Source organism: Cellulomonas sp. P2_F12, assembly GCF_056403775.1.
Genome location: NZ_JBFUEV010000001.1, coordinates 339,630 through 363,240 on the forward strand (window position 1 = coordinate 339,630; position 23,611 = coordinate 363,240).

Annotated in this window: 15 protein-coding genes; 3 read left to right on the forward strand and 12 right to left on the reverse strand. The window is 74.6% G+C overall.

The genetic code is table 11. The features are described 5' to 3' along the window. Positions 1–7 precede the first annotated feature (7 nt). The 10 genes from AC1DWH_RS01560 to AC1DWH_RS01605 form a co-directional block, all read right to left on the reverse strand. On the reverse strand, positions 8–778 hold the full coding sequence (locus AC1DWH_RS01560; protein ID WP_477092187.1) for a polyprenol monophosphomannose synthase: 771 nt from the start codon (positions 776–778) through the stop codon (positions 8–10). Next, on the reverse strand, positions 775–2,337 hold the full coding sequence (gene lnt / locus AC1DWH_RS01565; RefSeq protein WP_456844078.1) for an apolipoprotein N-acyltransferase: 1,563 nt from the start codon (positions 2,335–2,337) through the stop codon (positions 775–777). The genes AC1DWH_RS01560 and lnt overlap by 4 nt, the downstream gene beginning before the upstream one ends. A gap of 399 nt (positions 2,338–2,736) precedes the next feature. Next, positions 2,737–4,365 (reverse strand): amidohydrolase, encoded by a 1,629-nt coding sequence (locus AC1DWH_RS01570; protein WP_477092188.1) that lies wholly within the window; start codon positions 4,363–4,365, stop codon positions 2,737–2,739. Positions 4,366–4,417: 52 nt separating this feature from the next. Further along, complete coding sequence (locus AC1DWH_RS01575) at positions 4,418–7,270, reverse strand: DEAD/DEAH box helicase (RefSeq protein WP_477092189.1); 2,853 nt, start codon at positions 7,268–7,270, stop codon at positions 4,418–4,420. A 40-nt stretch (positions 7,271–7,310) separates the two neighbouring features. After that, a complete protein-coding gene (locus AC1DWH_RS01580; protein WP_477092190.1) occupies positions 7,311–8,225 on the reverse strand; it encodes a diacylglycerol/lipid kinase family protein in 915 nt (304 codons plus the stop codon). Further along, positions 8,222–9,010: a twin-arginine translocase subunit TatC gene (gene tatC, locus AC1DWH_RS01585; protein ID WP_477092191.1), complete on the reverse strand. Its 789-nt coding sequence runs from the start codon at positions 9,008–9,010 to the stop codon at positions 8,222–8,224. Before tatC ends, AC1DWH_RS01580 begins: the two co-directional genes overlap by 4 nt. Before the next feature lie 43 nt (positions 9,011–9,053). Beyond that, the gene (tatA, locus tag AC1DWH_RS01590; RefSeq protein WP_456844073.1) at positions 9,054–9,362 is read right to left on the reverse strand and encodes a Sec-independent protein translocase subunit TatA; all 309 of its coding nucleotides are present in this window, start codon (positions 9,360–9,362) and stop codon (positions 9,054–9,056) included. 75 nt (positions 9,363–9,437) lie between these two features. Next, complete coding sequence (locus tag AC1DWH_RS01595) at positions 9,438–9,761, reverse strand: hypothetical protein (RefSeq protein ID WP_477092192.1); 324 nt, start codon at positions 9,759–9,761, stop codon at positions 9,438–9,440. A 2-nt stretch (positions 9,762–9,763) separates the two neighbouring features. Then, complete coding sequence (locus AC1DWH_RS01600; RefSeq protein WP_456844071.1) at positions 9,764–10,726, reverse strand: helix-turn-helix transcriptional regulator; 963 nt, start codon at positions 10,724–10,726, stop codon at positions 9,764–9,766. Next, positions 10,719–11,732: a helix-turn-helix transcriptional regulator gene (locus tag AC1DWH_RS01605; RefSeq protein ID WP_456844070.1), complete on the reverse strand. Its 1,014-nt coding sequence runs from the start codon at positions 11,730–11,732 to the stop codon at positions 10,719–10,721. The genes AC1DWH_RS01600 and AC1DWH_RS01605 overlap by 8 nt, the downstream gene beginning before the upstream one ends. 34 nt (positions 11,733–11,766) lie before the next feature. Between AC1DWH_RS01605 and AC1DWH_RS01610 the strand changes: the two genes are divergently transcribed. The 3 genes from AC1DWH_RS01610 (at position 11,767) to AC1DWH_RS01620 (ending at position 22,309) form a co-directional block, all read left to right on the forward strand. Further along, positions 11,767–12,879, forward strand: coding sequence for a DUF3866 family protein (locus tag AC1DWH_RS01610; protein ID WP_477092193.1), 1,113 nt, complete (start codon positions 11,767–11,769; stop codon positions 12,877–12,879). A gap of 103 nt (positions 12,880–12,982) precedes the next feature. Beyond that, positions 12,983–16,186, forward strand: a complete 3,204-nt coding sequence (locus tag AC1DWH_RS01615; RefSeq protein WP_477092194.1) for a Tc toxin subunit A-related protein — start codon at positions 12,983–12,985, stop codon at positions 16,184–16,186. 9 nt (positions 16,187–16,195) lie between these two features. Beyond that, positions 16,196–22,309: a toxin TcdB middle/N-terminal domain-containing protein gene (locus AC1DWH_RS01620; RefSeq protein WP_477092195.1), complete on the forward strand. Its 6,114-nt coding sequence runs from the start codon at positions 16,196–16,198 to the stop codon at positions 22,307–22,309. On the opposite strand, the gene AC1DWH_RS01625 is transcribed toward AC1DWH_RS01620, so the two are convergent. Both AC1DWH_RS01625 and hisG read right to left on the reverse strand, forming a co-directional pair. Beyond that, on the reverse strand, positions 22,306–22,764 hold the full coding sequence (locus tag AC1DWH_RS01625; protein WP_477092196.1) for a PH domain-containing protein: 459 nt from the start codon (positions 22,762–22,764) through the stop codon (positions 22,306–22,308). The genes AC1DWH_RS01620 and AC1DWH_RS01625 overlap by 4 nt on opposite strands. Continuing rightward, complete coding sequence (hisG, locus tag AC1DWH_RS01630; protein ID WP_477092197.1) at positions 22,752–23,600, reverse strand: ATP phosphoribosyltransferase; 849 nt, start codon at positions 23,598–23,600, stop codon at positions 22,752–22,754. Before hisG ends, AC1DWH_RS01625 begins: the two co-directional genes overlap by 13 nt. Positions 23,601–23,611: the final 11 nt, after the last annotated feature.

The following is a 23,611-nucleotide window of genomic DNA, read 5'->3' on the forward strand; positions in this document are numbered from 1 at the left end:
CGGGCTCTCAGCCCTTCGAACGACGGAACGCTCCCGCCACACGGCGGGAGCGTTCTGCAATCCCCCACCGGGTCACGCTGACCAGGGCCTCGATCACGATGCCCCGGCTCATCTTCGAGTGGCCCAGCTCGCGCTCGACGAACGTGATGGGCACCTCGACGACCCGGGCGCCCGACCTCACGGCGCGCCACGCCATGTCGACCTGGAAGCAGTACCCCTGCGACGCGACGTCGCCCAGGCCCAGCTCGCTGAGCAGGCCGGCCCGGTAGGCGCGGAAGCCACCCGTAGCGTCGCGCAGCGGGATGCCGAGGATCAGGCGCGTGTACGTGTTCGCCCCGCGCGAGAGCACGTGCCGGCTCATCGGCCAGTTGAGCACCGTGCCCCCGGGCACCCACCGCGAGCCGAGCACCAGGTCGGCGTCGGTGATGGCGTCGAGCAGGCGGGGCAGGTCCTGCGCCCGGTGCGAGCCGTCCGCGTCCATCTCGACGACAACGTCGTACCCGCGTTCCAGCGCCCAGCCGAAGCCGGCGACGTAGGCGGTGCCCAGGCCGAGCTTGCCGGCCCGGTGCAGGACGTGGATGCGGCGGGACCCGTCCTGGGCGGTCTCCCGCTCGGCGATCTTCTCCGCGAGCTCCCCGGTGCCGTCGGGCGAGCCGTCGTCGACCACCAGGACGTCGGCGTCGGGGACGTGCGTCCGCAGGCGCTCGAGGGCGCCCGGCAGGTTCTCGCGCTCGTCGTACGTGGGGACGACGACCAGCACACGCTGCGGGGAGGTCATGCTGTCTCGTTCCGGTCGGAGCGACGGACACGGTGAGCCCCGGCCGCACCGGCGAGCACCGCGCACACCGCGAGGGCGTCGATGATCCATGCGGGCCACGAACCCAGCCGCGTCGCGGGCGTCAGCGTGTCGCGCAGAGGAAGGTTAGCCACCATCTGCGCGGCGGTGAAGAGGTCCGTCTGCTGGCTGACCACGCCGTCGGGCTCGATGACGGCGCTGACCCCGACCGTGGAGATCTGCACGGTCGCGCGGCCGTGCTCGATCGCCCGGATCCGGGACATGGCGAGCTGCTGGGTCGACTCGTCGGACACGCCGAACGACGCGTTGTTCGTCTGGACCACCAGCACCTCTCCCCCGGACCGCACCGCCTCGCGCACGATGTCGTCGTAGGCCACCTCGAAGCAGATGACGTCGCCGATGCCGACGGTCCGCCCGAGGCGTTCCGACTCGAGCGGGATGTAGCCGGGCTGGGTGCCGGCGATCATGTCCCGGGTCACCAGGTCCACGGCCGACGAGAAGTGCCGGACGAACGAGCGCATCGGGATGTACTCCGCGAACGGCGCCGGGTGCTGCTTGGTGTACGTGGCGGTGACCCCGACGCCCGGCTCCCACAGCACCGCGGTGTTGTACCGGCCACCGCTGGGCGGGTACTGCACGGTGCCGACGAGCATGGGCGCGTCGACCAGGCGCGCCGCGCCGTCGATGAGGGCGGCCGCGACCTGGTCCGCCTGCGGGTCGATGTCGGTCCCGTTCTCCGGCCACAGGACGATGTCGAGCTCACCCGGCTCCACCTGGTCGAGCAGCTTGACCGTGCCCTTGACGTGGTTGTTCAGCACGGCCTGGCGCTGCCCGAAGGCGTCCAGGCCGGTGCCGGGGACGTTGCCCTGGACCGCGCCGATGCGCAGGGTGCCCGTCTGCGCCTGCGTGTCCAGCGGGATCACCAGGCCGAGCACCAGGATCGCCGCGGCGACGAGGGTCGCGACGACCAGCCGGCCGACGTACAGGCGGCGCGCGGAGAGCAGCACGACGGCCAGCAGGACACCGACCGCCACGACCGCCCCGGTCAGGAGCGGGGTGCCGCCGAGGGACGCCAGGGGCGCCAGCGGGGAGTCGGCCTGGGAGAACGCGAGCCGCCCCCACGGGAAGCCGCCGAAGGGCCACGCGGCGGCCAGCTCCTCCGTCGCGACGAACAGGATCGTGAACACGACCACCTGCAGGCCGGCGCTGCGCCACACGGCGTTGCCGCGACGGGCCCAGGCCCACGCCGCGCCGAGCAGCGCGAACATGAGCGCCTCCAGGGTGCTCAGCGCGATCCAGGGCACCTGGCCCACGGCCTCGTCGGCCCACGTGATCAGGGGGGCGACGAACGACAGCCCCCAGACCAGCCCGACCAGTGCGTTCCAGCGCGCGCTGTCACGGCGGAAGGCGAGGAACAGGAGCGCGACGCCGACGAAGGCGGCACCCCACCAGCCGGGTGCGGGGAACGCGAGGCGGGTGAGCACGCCGCCCGCGACGGCGAGGACGAGAGTCCACCAGCGGGCGGGTTCACGGGCGGGCACCCCAGGAGGGTACGTCAGCCGGCTGAGGTCCGACCGACCGGCCCGCGTGTCCTTCGTACCGGTCGGCGTGCAGGCGCACGGACCGTTGTCTACTGAACACGCGGGCCCGGTCGGAGCCCTACCCCGACCGCATCCGACAGGCCCGACGTCATCGGTGGGCATGTCTCAGCGGTGGATCTCCTGAGGAACCTACCGAGATCCACAGGCCTGTCAAGGTCGCGTCGATGCAGGTCGGAGCCGTCCCTGCAGGTCACCCGCGCACCATCGGTCCTGTCTGTACCGTTCGGCTCGGCGTGTCGTCGCGCGTGTCGTGGGAACAGGTGGAAGCGGGCGGTTCCGGTCGCTCACGAGCACTCCGCGGAGCTCGCGGAATTCACCCACTCGGACGAGCGTCCAGAACTAGAACGTGTCGTGCAGGACGACTCCGCCGCGGACCGTGCGCAGGCAGGTGGGCGGCTGCGCGTCCGCCGACATGTCCGGCAGCAGCGGGATGCCGGCCCTCGCGTCGGTGCTCCACGACGAGAAGCTGCCCTCGGCCGACTGGACCGTCAGCCGCTCGGCGCGCCAGACGGCCAGGTGCGCCGGGGAGCCCACCCGCAGCTCGCCGGCGCCGGTGTGGTCGAGTCCCGCGACCCGCCAGCCGCCGCGCGTCGAGGCGCGGAAGGCCGCCCGCGCCGAGATCCGCTGGTCGCTCGCGTGGTGCTGCACCGCCGCCCGGACGCCGGCCCACGGGTCCACGGGGGTCACGGGCGAGTCTGACCCGAAGGCCAGCGGCACGCCGGCGGCTGCGAGGTCCGCGAACGGGTTCAGGGCCGCGGCACGGCCTGCCCCGAGGCGGGTGGCGTACATGCCGTCGGCCCCTCCCCATGCCGCGTCGAACGCGGGCTGGACGCTGAGCCGGACGCCCAGCAGCACGAGGGCGGCGAGCGTCGGTGCGTCGACCATCTCGGCGTGCTCGAGGCGGTGGCCCATCCGCGCGATGGCGTCGGGACCCTCGACGTCGACCGCCGCCCGGAGCCCCAGCAGCAGCTCGTCCATGGCGCGGTCGCCGATGACGTGGAAGCCGCCCTGCACCCCGGCGCGCGTCACCGCCGTGAGGTGGTTGCAGATCTGCTCGGCGGTCAGGTAGAGCGCGCCGTCGTCGCCCGGGGCGTCGGCGTAGGGAGCCCGGACAGCGGCGGTGTGGGAGCCGAGCGAGCCGTCGACGTTGAGGTCGCCGCCGATCCCCGTGAGCCCGGGGATCGCCGCGAGGATCTCCCGCGCGTCGTCGACCGTCACGCACTGCTCGCCACGGTAGGCGGCGAGGTGCGGCAGCCCGTCGCGCGGGTCGGCGGTGAGCTCGAGCAGCTCGACCAGGCCGGCGCGCGTGTCGATCGAGGGCGCGCTGTGCTCGTGCACCGAGACGACCCCGCGCGCCGCGGCGTGCTCGAGCGCACGGCGGTACAGGGCGGTCCGGCGCTCCGGGGAGACCGTGCGGGCGGCCTCGCGGGCGGCGTGGTGGGCGTCGCGCTCGACGCGGCCGTCGAAGCTCCAGCCCGGCAGCCGGTCGAGCCCGGCGTCGCGGGACAGGGCGCTCGAGACGACGGCCGAGTGCACGTCGACGCGCGCCAGGTAGACGGGCGCGCCGCCGGCTGCGGCGTCGAGCTCCTCGCGCGTCGGCGGTCGACCCTCGGGCCAGCGCAGCTCGTCCCAGCCGAAGCCGAGGACCGGGGAGCCGTCCGGCACGTCGCGGGCTGCGCGGTGCACCGCGTCGAGGGCGTCGGCGAGCGAGTGCACGCCGCCCTCGGGCGTCAGGTCGACGCTCTCGAGGGCGAGCCCGGTCTCGAGCACGTGGACGTGCGCGTCGACGAAGCCAGGAGCCACCAGGGCGCCGTCGAGGTCGATCACCTCGTCCGCCCGGGAGACCATCCCGTCGGCCGTGTCATCCGCCCCGAGCCAGACCACCGTGCCGTCCTCGACGAGCAGTGCCTCGGCGAACGGGTCGGCGGAGGTGTGGACGGCGCCGTGGCGATAGAGGGTCGAGCTCACATCGGCACACGATAGGGCAGGTCAGGCCGCCACACCGGGCCGAGTCACCGCGCTAGACCGACGAGTAGGCCACGACCCCGTGCCGCAACGCCTCGACGGCCTGCCGTGCGGTGTCCCGGACACGCTGGTGCGGAGCCGCCTGGGACACCTGGTCGAGGACGTCGATGACCTGCTTGCACCAGCGCACGAAGTCGCCGGCGGACAGCTCGCTGCCCTTGAGCACGACGTCCAGGCTGCGTCCGGCGGCCCACCGGTGCACGGCCTCGACCAGGCCCGCGTCGAGCGGCTGGATCGTCTCGACCTTGTGCGCCGTCTCGAGGTCGTCCAGCTCCGACCAGGCCCGCACCGTCGCGTCGAGGGCCACCCCGAGGCGGCTGTTCGGCCCGCCCGGGATGCGCGGCTCGCCCTGGTCGTCCCGGCGCGAGCGGTAGACGAGCGTGGAGACCGCGGCGGCCAGGCCGGGGACGTCGAGCTCGTCGAAGACGCCCCGCCGCAGGCACTCGGCCAGGAGCAGGTCGTTCTCCGCGTAGATCCGGCGCAGCCAGCGCCCGTCGTCGGTGACCTGGAGCGCGCTGCGGCCGGCGTCGTCGGTCTGCTCCAGGTAGCCCAGGCGCTGCAGGACGTCGCAGATGCGGTCGAAGACGGCAGCGATGGAGCCGGTGCGCCCGGCGATCCGCGCGACCAGCGCGTCGTGCTCCCCCGCCAGCCGCGCCCACCGCTCCGCCCAGCGGGCGTGCTCCTCGCGGTCGGGGCAGTCGTGGCAGGGGTGCGCACGCAACCGGCGGCGCAGGGCGGCGATCTCCGCGTCGTCGGCGGCGGCCCGCTGGCCGCCCTTGGGCCGGTCGCGCCGGGTGGGTCCCCGGTCGGCGCCGACGGCCGACCGCAGAGCTGCGGCCAGGTCCCGCCGGGCCGACGGGACACGGGCGGTGAAGCCCTTGGGCACGCGCAGGAACCCGACCGTGCTCACGCCCGTCCCGACGTCGGCGACCGTGAGCCGGCGCACCTGGCGGTCGACGGTCAGGACCGTCGGTCGCGGACCGTCGAAGCCCGGCTCGCCGCCCGGGTCGATCACGACCGCGTGGCCGGAGCGCCGACCGACGGGGATCTCGAGCACGTCGCCGACGCGCAGCCCCTCGAGCGTGCGCGCGACCTCGGCCCGGCGGGCCGATGCCTCGGCGCGGGTGAGGTCCTTCTCCCGGGCCGCGATCTCCCGGCGCAGGGCCGCGTACTCGGCGAAGTCGCCCTGGTGGCACACCATCGCGCGGGCGTAGCCCTCCAGGGCCTCCGCGTGCCCCTGTGCCTGCCTGGCGAGGCCCACCACGCCCCGGTCGGCCTGGAACTGCGCGAACGACGTCTCGAGCACCTCGCGCGCGCGGTCCCGGCCCACCTGCGCGACCAGGTTGACGGCCATGTTGTACGTGGGGCGGAAGCTCGACCGCAGCGGGTACAGGCGCTTGGACGCGAGGCCGGCCAGCTGCACCGGGTCGAGGCCCGGGTGGGCGACGACCACCGCGTGGCCCTCGGTGTCAATGCCCCGGCGCCCCGCCCGCCCGGTGAGCTGCGTGTACTCCCCGGGCGTCACGTCGACGTGGTTCGAGCCGTCCCACTTGACCAGCTTCTCCATGACGACCGAGCGCGCGGGCATGTTGATCCCGAGGGCGAGCGTCTCGGTGGCGAACACCACCTTGACCAGGCCGCGGGAGAAGAGGTCCTCGACGGTCTCCTTGAACAGCGGCAGCATCCCCGCGTGGTGCGCGGCGACCCCACGGGACAGCGCGTCGCTGAACTCCCAGTACCCCAGCACGTCGAGGTCCTCGGGCGGCACGGCGGCGCACCGCTCCTCGACGACCCGCCGGATCTCCGACGACTCCGCGGGTGTGGTGAGCCGGACCCCGGCGGCCAGGCACTGCTGCACGGCGCCCTGGCAGCCGGCACGGGAGAAGATGAACACGATCGCCGGCAGCAGCCCGTCGCGGTCGAGCGCGTCGACGACCGCGAACCGGGGCGTCGGGCGCCCGCCGCCCGGCCTGCCGCCGCCGGGTCGGCCGCGGTGACCCCGGTCGTGCGGGCCGCGGCGCGGCGGCCCCTGCTCCTCGCGGTTGCTGCGCCGCAGCAGGTGCGTCAGGTCCGGGTTGATCGGGGGGTCGACGCCCGGCGCGGTCGGATCCACGTGCCCCGCGTACAGGTCGAGCAGCTCGCCGCGTACCAGGACGTGCTGACCCAGCGGGACCGGGCGGTGCTCGCTCACCACCACGGTGGTGTCGCCGCGCACGGTGGCCAGCCAGTCCCCGAACTCCTCGGCGTTGGACACGGTGGCGGACAGCGAGACCAGCTGCACGTCGTCGGTCAGGTGGATGATCACCTCCTCCCACACGGGTCCGCGGAACCGGTCCGCGAGGTAGTGCACCTCGTCCATCACGACGAAGCCGAGCCCCTGCAGCGTCGGCGAGCCCGCGTAGAGCATGTTGCGCAGGACCTCGGTGGTCATCACGACGACCGGGGCCTCCCCGTTGATGGTCGTGTCGCCCGTCAGCAGCCCGACCTTGTCCGCGCCGTAGCGGCGCACGAGGTCGGCGTACTTCTGGTTGGACAGCGCCTTGATGGGGGTCGTGTAGAACGCCTTGCGGCCGGACGCGAGCGCCAGGTGCACCGCGAACTCCCCGACGACCGTCTTGCCGGCACCCGTCGGGGCCGCCACCAGCACGCCGCTCCCGCGCTCGAGCGCCAGGCACGCCTCGACCTGGAACTCGTCGAGCGGGAAGCCCAGCAGCTCCCGGAACTGGCCGAGCTCGCTGCGGTCGACCTCGGCCCGGCGGCGGGCGGCGGCGAACCGCTCGGCGGGCGAGGGCTCGGCCTCGGGCAGGGACGGCGGGCCGGTCTTGCGGGAGCGGGACACCACAGGCACACCCTAGGCACACCGTCGGAAGGTGGCGGGCGCGCCGCGCTCAGCAGAGGACGGACAACGCCCCGGGGTCGACCGTGACCCGCAACGGGAGGGGGCCGATGCGCTCGCCGTCGGCGAAGGCCGCGGGCGGGACGGCTCCGAGCTCGGTGACCGGCTCGATGAGGACGGACCGGCTGCGCCGGACCTCGACCGACGGGTGGCCCACGTGCTTGCCCTGGTAGATGCCGGGGAAGATCTTCACGACGCCCGCTTTGCTGAACGGGCCGGCGACCACGACGTCGAGCAGACCGTCGTCGACCTGCGCGTCCGGCGCGATCTTGAGGCCACCGCCGATCCAGGGGACGTTGGCGACCGCCACGAGCGTGCCTGCCGACTCCCACACGGAGTCGTCCAGGGTCACCCGGTAGCCGAACGGGCGGAACCGACCGAGCTCCGCGGCGAGGGCCCGCACGTAGCGGCCGGAGCCCTTGGGCCAGGTCATCGCGTTGGCGCGCGCGTTGATCGCGGCGTCGAACCCGCAGCTCAGCACGCCGAGGTACCACTCGTGCGCCGCGTGCTCCGGTGAGCCCACGCGCACCGCGTCGACCCGTCGCGGGCCGTCCAGGAGACCGTGCTCGATCGCGGCGACCGAGGCCTCGACGTCCCCGCGGGGCAGGGCGAGCGTGCGGGCGATGTCGTTGCCGGTGCCGGCCGCGACGATGCCCAGCGGCAGGCCGGTGCCCGCCACGACGTTGACGCCGAGGTGCACCATGCCGTCGCCGCCGACCACGACCAGCGCGTCGAGCCCCTGCACCGCCGCGGCCCGGGCGCGGTCCGTGGCCTGCGCGAGGGTCGCCGCCGACAGGTCCTCGACCTTGTGCCCGCGCTCCCGCAGGAGCTCGTGCACCCGGCGGCCCGCCTGCGTCCCCCGGCCCCTGCCGGCCGTCGGGTTGACCACGACGCCCAGGTGGATCACGCGGTCGCCCCGCCCGGCTCGTCGTCCATCGTCCCGTCGAGGCGGGGCAGTCCGGCGGCAACCCGACGCCTGTCCACCCGACGGTCGTGCAGCACGCAGACGCCGAGCGCGACGAAGTACAGGCCGCAGATGGGCAGCGCGACCGCGAGCATCGTCATCGCGTCGGGCGTCGGCGTCATCACGGCCGCGAACACGAATGCGATCATCACGGCCCACCGCCATGCTTTTCGATACGTCGCCGCGGTGCCGATGCCGGCGAAGTTCAGCGCGACCATCACGACGGGCAGCAGGAACGCGATGCCGAACGCCAGCATGAGCCGCATGACGAAGCCGAGGTAGGTCTGCGCGTCGATGAGGTTGGTGGCGCCGGTCGGCGTGAACTCGGTCAGCAGCCGGACGGCGTTGGGCAGCGCCCACCAGGCGACGAGAGCGCCGGCCAGGAACAGCGGCACGGCGACCCCGAGGAAGCCGAACGCGTAGACCCGCTCCTTGTGGTTGAGGCCGGGCGTGACGAACGCCCAGAACTGGTAGAGCCACCAGGGGCTGGACAGGATCACGCCGAGGAAGAACGAGACCTTCACCTGGATGTCGAACGACGTGGCGATGCCCGAGAAGTTCAGCGCGATGAGGCTGCCGCGCTGCTCCGCGACGTTCACCAGGGGCTGCTGCAGGGCCGTGAAGACCGGGTCGTAGAGGAACCAGCCGATGGCCGCGCCGACGACGACGCCGATGGCCGCGAGGAACACGCGGCGGCGCAGCTCGACCAGATGTGCTCGCAGCGGCATCCGGCCGCCGGGCTCATCCCCGCGGCGGGCATTCACAGGACGGTCAGGCCTTCGGCGGGGCGTTGCCCTCGGACGGCTCGTCGACGGGCCGCACGGGGGTGCTGAGCTGCGGCTCTGCCACGGTCGGCACCACGGGGGTGACGACCACGGGGGTGACGCCGGCCGGCGGGACGCCGACGGGGGTGGTGGTCGCCGGGGCGTCCTCGGTCTTCAGGTCCTGGACCTCGTGCTTGAAGATCTTCATCGACTGGCCCACGCTCTTGGCCAGGTCGGGCAGCCGCTTCGCGCCGAACAGCAGGACGACCACGAGCAGCACGATCAGCACGTGCCATGCGCTCAGGTTTCGGATCACGTCGGGGTCCTCCGTCGGATTGTCGATGACCGTGCGATCCTACCCGCGCCACCTGGGTGTCGAGTGCTCACCACGTCAGCTCCAGTAGGCGCGCCAGCGCAGCCGCGTCGCGGTCCGCCGCGCCTCGCGCTCGACCCGGCGCTCGGCGGCCGCGGCGCGCAGCTCTGCCACCCGGGCCCGCAGCGGCTCCGGGTCGGCGAAGAGGGTCGGCCCGGTCTCGACCTCGCCACGTGCGGCCTTGAGCTCGTCCACCCGGTCCGCCAGCTGGGCCGCGACGTCCGCCGCGCGCGAGAGCTCCCGGCCGAGCGCCAGGCCCGACCGCCAGAGCCGCCGGCCGAGCAGGAACGCCCCGACCAGCGTCGCGAGCACGAGGACCGTCCAGACCGAGAACCACAGCACGGTCAGCCCACCTCCCCGTACGCGCGCAGCGCCGCCCGGGCGGCCGCCGCCACCTCCTGCGCGATGCGTGCCGGCCGGACGTCGAGCACGTCGTCGGCGACCTGGAGCACCAGGTGCCGCAGCCACGCGTGCTGCACGACCCGCAGGTCCACCTCGAACGAGCCGTCGTCGAGGTTGCGCACCGCGTCGACCGGCGTCGTCTCGGCGACCCACCGCGCGCGGCTGGTCAGGTGGAGCGTCACCAGCTCGCCCTCGGCGCCCGGGGAGAACACGTCGGCACCCTCGGGCACCTGGTGGTCCACGCTCGGCGTGTCGAGCACCGTGGCCGCCAGCACGCGGTCCACCCGGAACAGGCGCTCGCCGTCGACGAGCAGGCACCAGGCCAGCAGGTACGAGCGCTCGTCATCGGTGACCAGCCGGATCGGGTCCACGTCGCGCTCGGTCGTCACGTCGGACGCGTTCACGTACCGCAGGTGGAGCCGGCGACCGTGCCGCAAGGCCGTGGCGACCGCGGCGGCCACGTCGGGGGCCGCGTCGACCGCGAGCTGGACGTCCACGGCGGCCGCCGCGTCACCGGTGGCGGCGCTGAGCTTCGCCAGGGCCGAGCGCAGCACGGCGGCGCGCTCGGGGTCCAGGGCGTCCCCGAGCGCCGCGTCGACGGCCCGCAGGGCGGCGACGAGCGCGACGGCCTCCCGTGCCCCGAGGCGCAGCGGCCGGGTCATCCCGCGGGACTCGGTGAGGCGGACCACGCCCTGCTCGTACGAGGCAGCGTCGAAGTCGATGAGGTCGTGCGGGTAGTAGCCGGGCGTGCCGGTGACCCACAGGGTGTCGATGTCGTCCATCACCTGCCGGGTGCTCACGCCGAACTGCGACGCGATCGCCTCGACCGAGACGTCGTCGTGCCGGTCCAGGTAGGTGATCATTCCGAGCATCCGCAGGAGCCGGTCGCTGGCGCGCTCAGGCATCGGTCCGCACCCCCTGGTCGAGCGTCGCGGCCGTGCGCAGCAGGTGCAGGACCGAGTCGCGCAGGCCGGCGGGGGCGAGGACGACGACCGCGTCGCCGTAGCCGACCAGCTCCTCGGCGAGCTCCCACTCGGCGCGGAACGGCACGTGCACGAGGTCGCGATGGGCCAGGAGGGGCTCGGTCGACCAGTCCTGGTCGTCGGCGGGCTGCGGCACGGCACGCGCCCGGGGGGCGCTGGCGCGCTCGGGGAGCACGGCAAGGGTCGCGATGCGCTCCGGCCCACTCCCCCAGGTCCGCAGCGCGTCCGTCAGCTCCTGCGCGCTCGGCGCCGTGAACGACCCCGGCTCGCCGACCGTGCGCACGGCGCCCTCGACGCGGCTCAGCCGGAACGAGCGGCTGGCGCCCCGGTCCCGGTCGCGGCCGACGAGCACCCAGCCGCCACGGCGCGCGAGCAGCTTCCACGGCTCGACGGTGCGCTCGCGGACCTCGCCCGTGGTCGCTGCCCGGTAGGTGAACCGGACGGCCTGGCGCGCCTGCACCGCGTCGACCAGCGGGCCGAACGCTCCCCCGCCGGCGCGGACCCGCGGCGCGAGCCCGGCGACCAGGTCGGTGGACTCCGGCGCCTCGCCGACCGCGCGCAGCTTGGTGAGCGCACGCGTCGTGTCGGCGCGGACGGACTGGTCCTGCCAGACCTGCGCCGCCATCGCCAGCACGCCGAGCTCGGCCGCCGTCAGGTCCAGCGGCGGCAGCGCGTACGCGTCGAGGTCCACCCGGTAGCCGATGTCGTCGCCGTGGCCGGCGTCGGTGACCGTGAGGATGGGGATGCCGAGGTCGCGCAGCGTGTCCTTGTCGCGCTCGAACATCCGCTCGAAGGCGTCGTCGGACGGCGCCTCCTGGTACCCGGCCACGCTGGTGCGCACCTGCTCCTTCGTCATCCGGCCCGAGGTGTTGACCAGGGCGATGACGAGGTTGAGCAGGCGTTCGGCGGGGGCGATCTGGACGGCCATCGGGGACCACCGTAGTGGCCGGTAGCGTGGTCGCGTGATCACGTGGCGTGCGGGTGTCGTGGTGTCGCTCGGGGCCACGTGGCCCGGTGCGGCCGAGGTGACGGTGGAGCTCGAGGCTCCCGTGGGCACGGCGACCGCCGGCGACACCGTCCGTGCGCTGGCGTTCCCGTCGCTGGTCGGCAGCCCGGAGATCGGCGACCGGGTCCTGCTCAACGTGTCCGCCCTGGCGCGCGGGCTGGGCACCGGCGGGTACGCCCTGGTGATCGCCCTGCCCGACCGACCGCCCGCGGACCCGCCCGCCGGGCCCGGTCACCTGGTGAAGGCCCGGTACACCCCGCTGCAGGCGATGGTCCTGGGCGTCGACGACCAGGAGTCCCCGCACCACGAGCTGCTGCGCGAGGCCGACGACCTCGACGGCCTGCCCGTCGTCGTCGCGGACCTGCACTCGGCGCTGCCCGCGATCGTCGCCGGCGCGCGGTCCGCAGCGGCGCGCGCCGGTCGCGTGCCCCCGCGGGTCGCCTACGTGATGACCGACGGCGGCGCGCTGCCGGCGTGGTTCTCCCGGACGGTCGCGGGCCTGCGCTCGGCCGGCTGGATCGACGCCTGCGTGACCACCGGGCAGTCGTTCGGCGGCGACCTCGAGGCCGTGACGGTGCACACCGGGCTGCTGGCGGCCCGGCACGTGGTCGGCGCGGACCTCGCGGTGGTCGCGCAGGGTCCCGGCAACCTCGGCACGGGGACGCGCTGGGGCTTCTCCGGCGTCGCCGCCGGCGAGGCAGTCAACGCCGCCGCGGCGCTCGGGGGCCGGCCGGTCGCCTCGCTGCGGGTCTCGGGCGCCGACGCCCGCGAACGGCACCTCGGGGTCTCGCACCATTCGCTGACCGCGTACGGACGCGTCGCGCTGGCGTCGGCGGACGTGGTGGTCCCGCTGCTCGACGGCGAGCTCGGGCAGCGCGTCCGGGACCAGGCGGCGACACTGCGGTCGCGGCACCGCCTGGTCGACGTCCCCGCCGGGGCCGACCTGCTGGGCGCGCTCGCGGGCAGCCCGGTCCGGCTGTCGACGATGGGCCGTGGCCTCGAGCAGGACCCCGCCGCGTTCCTCGCGGCCGCCGCGGCGGGGGTGCACGCGGCGGACCTGCTCGCCTAGGGGGTGAACTCGGTCGAGGCGGGTATCACTGCCCGCCTCGCGAGGATCCTGGAGGTATCACCGGTGGCACCGTCGCCACCACCGTGAACCAGGGGGCACCGTCATGGCTGCACTGCACACCGACCTCGCCTACTCGTTCCGGCGGAACAAGGCGGTGGTCGGCGTCCGGACCGGCGCGACCGCGGTGCTCGGGCAGATCGAGGACCTGCTGGTCGCCGCCGCCACCGCCCACCGGCAACGGCGCTACACCGACGCCGTCGACGGCTACACGGCCGCCCGGCGTCTCATCTGGTCGCAGCTCGCCCCGCTGGTGACGTACGAGGAGCAGGTGGTGCTGGCGGTGGACCTGGTGCCGTCGCTGGCGTCGTACGCCGCGGAGTTCCTCAACCTGCTCCCCGTCGAGCACCCGACGGCCGGGGTACGGCCGCGCGTGGTGCCCGAGGTGGACGACGGCCCGGTGCTCGGGCTGCACTCCGCCAAGGTCGGCCGGGACGCGAGCCTCGCCGCCGCCGACCTCGAGGTCGCCCGGCAGCTGGAGTCCGTCGGCAACCCGAAGTCCGCCACGTTCTTCCGGGAGCGCGCCGCCGGCCTCGACGCCGACTTCGTCAAGCAGCTCGGGGAGAAGGACGCCCCCGCGCCGGCCGTCGACGTGCCGGGCCTGCGCCGCGTGCGGGCCGTCGGGGCGGAGGCGGCACCCACCGTCGCGCTGCGGCTGGAGCGCACCGACCTGCAGGTCAAGGACGTCATCAGCGCGACCCCGGTGGTCGACATCCCCGACGAGCTGACCGCGGCGCGCCGGTTCTACGCGGTCGAGGTCGGGGACGACGTCAAGACCCTCAAGTGGGCCGAGGGCAAGGCGCTCGACGGCGCCGACATCCTCGCGACCGTCTACGAGGGTCGCCGGGCCGTCGACGTCCTGCACGACGTGCTCATCCAGCCCGCCGGACCGGCCGACGTCGCGATCGGGCTGGCGCACGCCTGGTACTACGAGACCACCCTGGGCCTGGCCGAGGCGCACCACGCGATGGGCGAGTTCGAGCAGGCGCAGTCCTGGTACCTCGCCGCGGCCGGCTACCGGTACCTCAACCCCACGACCGAGGCACCGTACGTCTGGGCCCGGCTGGCGACGTGCTACCTCGACCAGGGGAACGTGCTGTTCCGCGCCGACGAACCGGCCCGGGCCCTCGACGTCTACGAGCAGGTGCTCGGCTCGGACGGCACCGCTCCGGCCACGTCGCTGTACACGGTCGCGGGGCTGGCCCCCGCGGCGACGCAGGCACGCGCCGTGATCGCCCACCTCGACGCGCCCGACGACATCGACCCCGCCGCGGTCAGCCCGGCGATCGCGGCCGTGATCCTCGACGTGTGGGCGCAGCTGGCGAAGATCGCCGGAGGGCTCGACTTCTGGGGTCACTGGGCGGCCAACGTCCCCCTGTGGACCTTCGACTACCTCCAGCAGGTGGCGGGCACGTTCAGCCAGCTGGCCATCGGCGCCGAGCGCGACGCCATCTCGTTCTGGGAGAAGGCCGACTCCGGCACCCTCACGCGCACGCAGCTGACCGCGAACGTCCAGCTCGCCGCCGCCGAGAAGCAGGCGGCCGACCGCCAGGTCGATGCGGCGCGCGCCGAGCTCGCGGCCTACCAGGCGGCCGAGGCCGCTGCGAACCTGCGGGCGGCCGACGCCCGGGCGAACGCGGCCGAGTACGCGAGCAAGTCCGCCAGCTGGGTGGTCCACCAGGCGCTCTCGACGCAGCTGTCCGGCGGCCAGGACGGGAAGGCCTCCCAGCTGAACCAGCTGGCCGACCAGATGATGTCCGGCTCGTACTCGATCTCCGGCGACCGCGGCACGCTCGCTGCGGCGGAGAGCCTGACGGCCGCGCGCCAGCAGCGCCAGTACGAGATCGACTCCATGAACCGGCAGGCCAACGAGCTCGACGCGGCGCGGGTGCAGGCGGCGCAGGAGCGGGCCGCCGGTCAGGCCCGCGTCGCCGCGTTCTCCGCGGGTGCTGCGGCGGCCGGCGTCCGCATGGCCGGGGCGCAGCAGCTGCTGCTCGCCTTCGACCAGCAGAGGTTCACGCCCGACGTCTGGAACGCGATGGGCGAGACGATGAACAACCTCTCCCAGCGGTACCTCGTGATGGCTCTCGACATCGCCAAGCGGATGCAGCGCGCGTACAACTTCGAGAACGACGTGCAGCTCTCGATCATCCGGCCGGACTACCAGGCGCAGACGGTCCACGGGCTGCTGGCCGCCGACTCGCTGCTGGCGGACGTGCAGTCCTTCACGTACCAGCTGATCACCTCCACCGCACCGAACCCGCAGCCCGTCCGGCAGACCATCTCCCTGTCCAGCCGCTACCCGTACCTGTTCGAGACGCAGCTGCGGCGCACCGGTCACATGGAGTTCCAGACGGCGCTCGCGGACTTCGACTCCGCCTACCCGGGCACCTACGCGGGCCGGATCGTGGCGGTCGAGGTGGAGGTCGACGGCATCGTGCCGGCGCGCGGCCTCAGCGGGACGCTGACCAACAGCGGGATCTCGCACTACCGGGTCCCGTCGGTGCTGTGGCCCGTGGGCGGCAACGGGGTCAAGCACCGCGTGCAGAACCGGGAGTCGCTGGTGCTGAGCGACTACGACCGGCGGCTCGACGCCCTGATCGTCTCCCCCGACCCCCGTCGCCGTGCGGTCTTCGAGGGCGCCGGCGTCGCGTCCAGCTGGGAGCTCGACATCCCGCCGGCGGCCAACGACCTCGACTTCGCGGCGATCCTCGACGTGCGGCTCACGTTCACCTACCAGGCGCGGTTCGACCTCGACCTGCGCGAGCGGGTGGTCGCCGAGCTCGAGGCCGCTCCCGCGGTGCACGAGCGGCAGCGTCCGTTCCCGCTGCGCTGGCTGTTCGCCGACGCGTTCTTCTCGTTCTACGAGACCGGCACGCTCGCCGTGGAGCTGGGTCGCGGGGACTTCGCGGCGACCGAGGACGCACCCACGCTGCTCAGCCTCGGCCTGACGGTGGCGTCGACGCCGCACGCGGTCGCCGGAGGCCTGGTGCTCCGGGTCGCTCCCCCGGGACGTCAGCCCGTGACCGTGACGTGCGACGCGGACGGCGTCGTCGACTCCGACGCGTTCCAGACCGCGCTGACCGCCGCGGGCCAGGGGGCGGCGATCGGCTCCTCGGCGCTCGGCCCGTGGTCGGTCCAGGTGACCGCCGCGGACAACCCAGCGCTCGTCGTCGACGGCGAGCTGGACCTGGACGCCGTCGACAACATCGCGCTCGTCCTCGGCTACTCCTTCACGCCGCGCGCCTGAGGGGCCGTCATGCCCACCGAGATCGGCTTCTCCACGCAGACCCCGTCATTGCCCAAGGGGGGCGGCACGGGCGGCCTCGGCGAGACCTTCACGCCGGACCTCTCCAGCGGCACCGGCGGGCTCGTCGTCCCGATCGACCTGCCCAACGGCCCGAACGACATCGGCCCCCGGTTGTCCCTGCGGTACGACTCGTCGGCGGCGAACGGTCCCTTCGGGCTCGGCTGGGCGCTCGCGCTGCCGAGCCTGACCCGGTCGACGGCCGGTGGTCTGCCGCGCTACGACGAGACCGACACCCTCGTGCTCGCGGGCGCCGGCCCGCTGCTCCGGACCGCGGCCGGCCTGCGGCCCGAGGTGGAGTCCGGGGAGTGGCGCGTCGCGCACGCCGACCCCGCCGCCGGTGACGCCGGTGGGTTCGTCGCGACCGACCGGTCCGGCACGCGCTTCCACCTCGGCACGTCCGCGGAGTCCCGGGTGCCCGGCGTCGGCGGCGTGCCTCTGACCTGGCTGCTCGCGCGGATCGAGGACAACCTCGGCACGTCCGCGGAGCTCACGTGGGAGGCCGACGGCGCGCAGCGGTACCTCGCCTCCGTCGCCTACGGCCCGTTCGAGGTGCGGCTCGACCACGAGCCGCGGCCCGACGTGCTGCGATGGTCGCGCGCGGGGTTCGTGCTGGTCACCGACCGACGCTGCGCGAGCGTCGAGCTGCACCTGGCCGCGCCGCCCGCGGGTGAGCCCTCCCTCGTGCGCCGCTGGTCGTTCGGGTACGCCGCCGCCGACCCGAGCGGCGTGTCTTTGCTCGCCTCGGTCACGCTCACGGGCGTCGCGGCGGACTCCTCCAGCCTGGACGCTCCGCCGCTGCGCCTCGCGTACGCGGGGGCGTCGGCCCCGAGGCTGACCGCCGTGCCCTGCCGCGACGAGAGGTCCGCACCTCCCGGGCTGGGGGCCGCCGGCGACCGCCGGTCGCGGGTCGAGCTGCTCGACTGGACCGGCAACGGTCTGCCCGACCTGGTCGAGGTGTCGCCGGGCGGGGTCACGCGCGTCTGGCCCGACGAGGCCGGGACGTGGGGACGGCCCCGGCTGGTCGGCGAGCTCCCGCAGCTCGCCGACGCGGCGGCCGGCATCGCGCTCGTCGACCTGGACGGCAACGGGTTCGCCGACCTGGTCCGCTCCGACGTCCCCGCCCGCGGCTACCAGCCCCGCGGCGCCGACGGCCTCGGGCGGCCCGTCACGTGGACGCGCGGCCCGTCGGTCGCGATCGGCGCGGCGCAGGCCCGCCTGGTCGACCTCGACGGCGACGGCCTCGGCGACCTGGTCTGGAGCAACGGGCGCGCGCTGCTGCTGGCCCGGCGCACCGAGGACGCGGCGGGTTGGGTGGAGCGTCCCGACGTGGTCCCGCAGACCCCCGACGGCCCCCCGGCCGACCTCGCCGACCCCCACGTGCACCTGGCGGACATGACCGGGGACGGCACCCCCGACGTGGTCCGGGTGGACGGCGCCGGGGTCACCTACTGGCCGCACCTCGGCCGCGGCACGTTCGGCGACGCGGTCCGGATGACGGGTGCACCGACGCTCCCCTTCGACGTCGACCCCTCCCGCGTGCTGGTGGTGGACGTCGACGGCGACGGGTCCGCGGACGTCGTCGTGCTGGGCGACGGCACGCTCACCTGGTGGCCGAACCGGTCCGGCGACGGGTTCGAGTCGCCGCGCACGGTGCGCCACCTGCCGACTGGTGCCATGGACGACGTCCGGGTGGCGGACCTGCTCGGCACGGGCGTCCCCGCCGTCGTGTGGAGCACGCCGCTGCCGTCCGGACGGGCCCGCTGGTTCGCGCTCGACCTCCTCGGGGGCGCCCGGCCGGGGCTGCTCACCTCGATCGACAACTCGGTGGGCCGGGTCACGTCCATCCGGTACACGACCTCCGCCCGCGAGTCGGAGCGCGACCGAGTGGCCGGGCAGGCGTGGACGGGCTCGTTCCCGCTGGTGCTGCCGGTGGTGGCCGGCGTGCGCGTCGCCGAGACGACCACCGGGGCGGCGACGGACACCGACTTCCGGTACCACGAGGGCCGCTACGACCCCGTTCTGCGCGAGGTCTGCGGGTTCGGGCGCGTCGAGGAGCTGACGCACGGCGACGCCCGGGTGGCTGCCGCGCTGACCACCCGCTGGTTCCACACCGGTGTCGACCCGTCGACCGGCGCGGAGCCCGGGACGGCCGCGGAGCGGCGGCGGCTGCGCGCGGTGCGCGGGCGTCTCTTCCGGCTCGAGGTCGCCGCTGGCCTTGACGACGCCGCGCCCTCCACGCCGCTGGCCGCCGGGCTCCCGCTGCACCGGATCGAGCAGACGTGGCGCGTGGACGACAGCCCGGACGCGATCACGGTGGTCCCCCGGCTGGTGCGGACCGATCGCGAGGTCCTCGAGGGCGGAGCCCTGCCGGTGGGACGCGTCGTGACCGAGCAGCTGGCCTGGGACGCCGTCGGCAACGTCGCCGAGGCCGTCGAGGCCACGTTCGAGACCGGGGCCGCGCCGACCGGGCAGCTGCACACGTACACGCAGTACGCCGTCGACCCCACCGGCCGGTTCGCCCAGCGGGCGTGCCGGATCGTCCAGACCGACGGTGCGGGCGCGCTGCTCGCCGACACCCGGACCGAGTACGACGGCCGGCCGTTCGGGCAGGTCGGGGCGCAGGGTCTGACGACCGGGCGGTCCTCGTTCGCGCTCCCCGACGAGCTCGTGGCCGACGTCTACGGCGCTGCGCAGCCGGACTGGGCCGCCCTCGGCTACGAGCACCGGGCCGCGTCCGTCCCCGCCGCCGGCGCGACCGGGACCGAGTCCGTCGCGATTCCCGCCGGCTGGTGGGTCCGCTCCGCGGAGTACACCCGGACGGTGGCGGCCGACGGCGTGGTGCACGGGACCGTCCGCAACGCGCTGGGCGCGATGACCGAGCTGGAGCTCGACCCGACCGCCTGCTATCCGGTACGGGTGCGCGACGCGGTCGGCAACGAGGTCCGCGCGACGTTCGACCTGCGCTCGTACCAGCCGCTCGAGGTCGTCGAGCCCTCGGGCGCGGTCTCGGTCGCGACGTTCGACGCGCTCGCCCGGCCGGTGCACCTGATCGAGCCCGGCGACTCCCCCGTGACCCCGACGACGGCGCACGCCTACGACACGTCCGCGCTGCCCGTCAGCGTCTCCCTCACCAGGCGGGCGGGCACGGACGCGGGTGGCGAGCTGCCCCGCCTGCGGGAGCGTCAGCTGGTCGACGGCGAGGGCCGGCTGCTGCAGCGCCGCGTGCTCGACGCGTCCGCCCCGGCGGCGGCCGGCGCCGGCCCCGAGGTCGTCCAGGTGTCCCACGCGTACGGCGCCCGCGGGCTGGTCACGGAGTCCTACCTGCCGTACCGCGCGGCCGGCCCGGCCTACGACCCGCCTGACCCGGCGCGGCCGCACTCGGTCATGGAGTACGACCCGTTGGGCCGGCTCCTGCGCGCCACCCGGGCTGACGGCGAGGTCGCCACGGTGCGGTACCTGCCCGGTCGCGTCGAGGAGTCCGACGAGGCGGGCCACCTGACGATCCGTCGCCTCGACGCCACCGGTCAGGCGGTCGCGATCGAGCAGCACCTCGACGGCCGGACGCTGACCAGCACGTTCACGTTCGCGCTGAGCGGGTCGCTGCTGGTCGAGCAGGGTCCGACGGGCGCCCGGACGGTGTTCCGCTACGACCTGCTGGGTCGCGTGCTGGCCACGGAGCGCCCGGAGGCCGCCTCGGTGATCGTGCTGGACGCCGCCGGCCGGACCGTGGAGACGCGGGCCGGGACGCACCGCGTGCTGCGCAGCTTCGACGCCGGCGACCGCCTGGTCGCGATCCGCGAGGACGACCCCGCGGCGGCCCCCGTCGCGACCTTCACGTACCACGACGCCGCCGCGCCCGCCCCGGCCGACGCCGGCGCGCACACCGCCGGAGGTCGCCTGCTCCGGGTCGACGACGAGGTCGGCAGCACCGTGCTCGACTACGACGAGCGCGGCCGGGTCGCCCGTAAGACGATGACCCGGCCCGGCTCCGACGTCCTCACGCTCCGGACGGCGTACCGGCCCGACGGGCTCACCTCGGCGGTCACGTACCCCGACGGCTCGGTGGTCGGGTACCGCTACGACGCGGCCGGTCGGCTGACGGGCATCGACGACGTCATCGTGGCCGTCGACTACGACCTCATGGATCACCGCACCCGGGTCCGGTACGCCAACGGGGTCGAGCAGACCGACACCCACGACCCGCTCACCGGCTGGCGCGCCACGTCGCGGCTCGCCGTCACCGCCGGCGCCATCGTCGACGTGCGGGACGTGACGTACACCCACGACGCCCTCGGCAACGTCGCGTCGATCACGGGGCCGACCCCCGCGCAGACCTGGGCGTACGCGTACGACGAGCTGTCGCGGCTCGTGCGCGCCGACGGCCTCGGTGCGGCCGACGGCGTGGCGCCGCCCGTGCCTCAGGTGTGGAGCTACGCGTACGACGACGCCGGCAACCTCACGACGGCCTCCGACGTCGGCCAGTACCTGTACGGCCAGGACGGCGCCGCCCCCAGCTGCGTGACCTCGGCCGGCGGCGGCCGGTACGCGTACGACGACACCGGGCACGTCACGCGCGCGCCGTGGGGCACGCACACGCTGGACGCCCGCGGGATGCTGCGCCGGGTCGCGCTCAGCACCGGCACGGTCCACCGGTACGGGTACGACCACGCCGGCCGGCTGGCCCTCCACGAGGTGTCGGGCGCGGGCGCGACGTCACGCACCTGGTCGCCCGACGGTCTGGTGAGCGTGGACGACGACGGCCTCGTCCTGCAGGTCACCGACGGCCGGGCGATCGTCGCGCGGCGCCGCGCCGTTCCGACCGGCGGTCCGGCCACGCCCGCGCGTACCCGCACGACGTGGCTGCACCGCGACCACCTCGGCTCCGTGGTGGCGCTGACGGACGGTGATGGGCAGGTGGTGCTGCGCGTGCGGTACGGGCCGTACGGGCAGGTGCTCGAGCGCACCGGCGTCGGGGCCGTGCCGCAGTCGTTCGGCACCGGGCTGGCGCCCGTCGCGCTGGCCGGTCCCGCGTCGGGCGTCGACGCGCCACCGCTCGTCCTGCTCGGTGCTCGGTGGTACTGCCCGGCGCTCGGGAGGTTCCTCTCCCCGGACCCGATGGTGACCGACGCCGCCGATCCCCTGGCCTGGAACTCCTACGCCTACTGCCGGGACAACCCGACCAGCTACATCGACCCGAGCGGGCGCGAGTTCTGGAAGATCTTCGCCGCCGTCGTGGCCACCATCGCGATCATCGCGGTCATCGTCGTCGTCTCCGTGTTCACGTTCGGCGCGGGGGCGGCGCCGTCGATCGCGCTCGGCGCCACCGGCATCTCCGTGACGTGGACCGCGGTGTTCGCGGCGACGGTCATCGGCGTCGTCGCCGGCGGCGTCATCGGGGGCATCGCGGCGGCCCGGGCGGGCGGGGACGCCGGCGACGTCGTCCTCGGAGTCCTGGTCGGCGGTGCCGTCGGCGGATGGGCAGCCTTCGGGGCGGCCATCGCGGGTCCGGCCGTCGCGGGCGGCCTCGGTCTCACCGGCGGCAGCGTTGCCGCCGGTGCGGTCGCGGGTGCCGTCACCGGGGCGATCAACGGCGCCGCGATGGGCTTCGCCAGCGGCTTCGCCGGCGGCCGCAACGGGGGCATCGGCGACATCATGGAGAAGGTGCTGGTCGGCGCGATCATCGGGCTGGTGGTCGGCGCGGCGCTCGGGGCGCTCAGCGGCCTGAAGCCTCCCGCGGGCGAGGGGCCGCTGGACTCGCTCAGGAACGCCGCCCGGGCGGACCCGAACCCGCCCCCGCCCCCGTTGGTGACCCCTCCGCCGGTGAACAGCGTCGGCCAGGCCCTGGGCGCGACGGGCGGAGGACTGGCCGGCAAGTTCGCCGGGGCACTGGTTCCGCACGTCGCCCAGGCCATCGCCGGGTTCACGGGCTCGATCGTCGCGCAGACGGTCGTCGTCGACCTGGCCTCCGGGGTCACCGCCGACCTCTGGGACGACATCCAGGCCTACGTGCGGACCCACAACATCGACCTCGGGCCGTTCAACTTCCTCAGCGGCGGGTTCTAGTCGTCCCGGGGCGTGCCGGTGTGCATCGCGACGAGCGTCGCGAGCCGCCGGGCCTCGGCGTCGGCGCGGGCTCCGTCCGCCCGCTGGATGCCCATGACGGCCAGGGTGTCGCCGTCGGCGAGGTCCAGCTGCACCCACGGCCGGCCGGACCCGAACCGCACGGACACGATCTCGGCCCACTCGAGCCGGCGGGTGAAGACGAGGTTCCGGACGGTCAGCCCGTCGTCGTCCACCCGCGCCACGACCGAGGCCTGCCGCCAGAGGAACCCCGCGATCAGACCGCCCACGATCGCGAACCCGAGCTGGTCGCCGGCCGTGAGGATCGGCAGCGCCAGCATGAGCGCCACCGTCAGGACGATCACCACGACCGCCATGGTGAGGGTGACGACGCGCGCCAGCCGGGGCCGGAACGGGGCCGTGAGATCGTCCACGGCGGTGCCGGTCAGAGCCGGCACGCGTGGATCGACGTGACGAGGATCGCGCGCGCACCGATGTCGTACAGGGAGTCCATGACGCGGTTGGTCTGGTCGCGCCGGACCATCGCCCGCACGGCCGCCCAGTCGCGGTTGTGCAGCGGGGACACGGTCGGCGACTCCAGGCCGGGCGTGATCGCGACGGCCGCGTCCACCAGCTCGAGCGGCACGTCGTAGTCCATGAGCACGTACTCGCGCGCGGTCAGGACGCCCTGGATCCGGCGCGTGAGGACGTCGAGGCCCGCGGGCTCGTCGCCGTCGGAGCGGCGCACCAGCACGGCCTCGGACCGCAGGATCGGGTCGGCGAAGATCTCCAGGCCCGCGGCGCGCAGGGTGGTCCCCGTCTCGACGACGTCCGCGATCACGTCCGCCACGCCCAGCTTGATGGCCGACTCCACGGCGCCGTCGAGGCGCACGACGCCCGAGGGGTGGATGCCCAGCGACCTCAGGTACGAGCCCACCAGCACCGGGTAGGACGTCGCGACCCGACGGCCGCCGACCTGCGCGACGTCGGTCCACTCGCCCGCCGTGCCGGCGAACCGGAACGTCGAGCGGGCGAACCCGAGCGGCAGGTGCTCCACGGCCGCGGACTCCGAGTCGAGCATGAGGTCACGGCCTGTGATCCCGACGTCGACCGTGCCCGCGCCGACGTACACGGCGATGTCGCGCGGGCGCAGGAAGAAGAACTCGACGTCGTTGTCCGGGTCGGGCAGCACGAGCTCGCGGGAGTCGCGACGCTGGCGGTACCCGGCCTCCTTGAGCATCTCGACGGCGGGCTCGGACAGGGAGCCCTTGTTCGGGACGGCGATCCTCAGCACGGTCGGTCTCC

Excerpts from the sequence above, each read along its gene's own strand:
- AC1DWH_RS01620 (WP_477092195.1), top strand. The coding sequence starts at position 16,196 with ATGCCCACCGAGATCGGCTTCTCCACGCAGACCCCGTCATTGCCCAAG.
- AC1DWH_RS01600 (WP_456844071.1), bottom strand. The coding sequence starts at position 10,726 with ATGCCTGAGCGCGCCAGCGACCGGCTCCTGCGGATGCTCGGAATGATC.
- AC1DWH_RS01605 (WP_456844070.1), bottom strand. The coding sequence starts at position 11,732 with ATGGCCGTCCAGATCGCCCCCGCCGAACGCCTGCTCAACCTCGTCATC.
- AC1DWH_RS01560 (WP_477092187.1), bottom strand. The coding sequence starts at position 778 with ATGACCTCCCCGCAGCGTGTGCTGGTCGTCGTCCCCACGTACGACGAG.
- tatC (WP_477092191.1), bottom strand. The coding sequence starts at position 9,010 with ATGCCGCTGCGAGCACATCTGGTCGAGCTGCGCCGCCGCGTGTTCCTC.
- AC1DWH_RS01615 (WP_477092194.1), top strand. The coding sequence starts at position 12,983 with ATGGCTGCACTGCACACCGACCTCGCCTACTCGTTCCGGCGGAACAAG.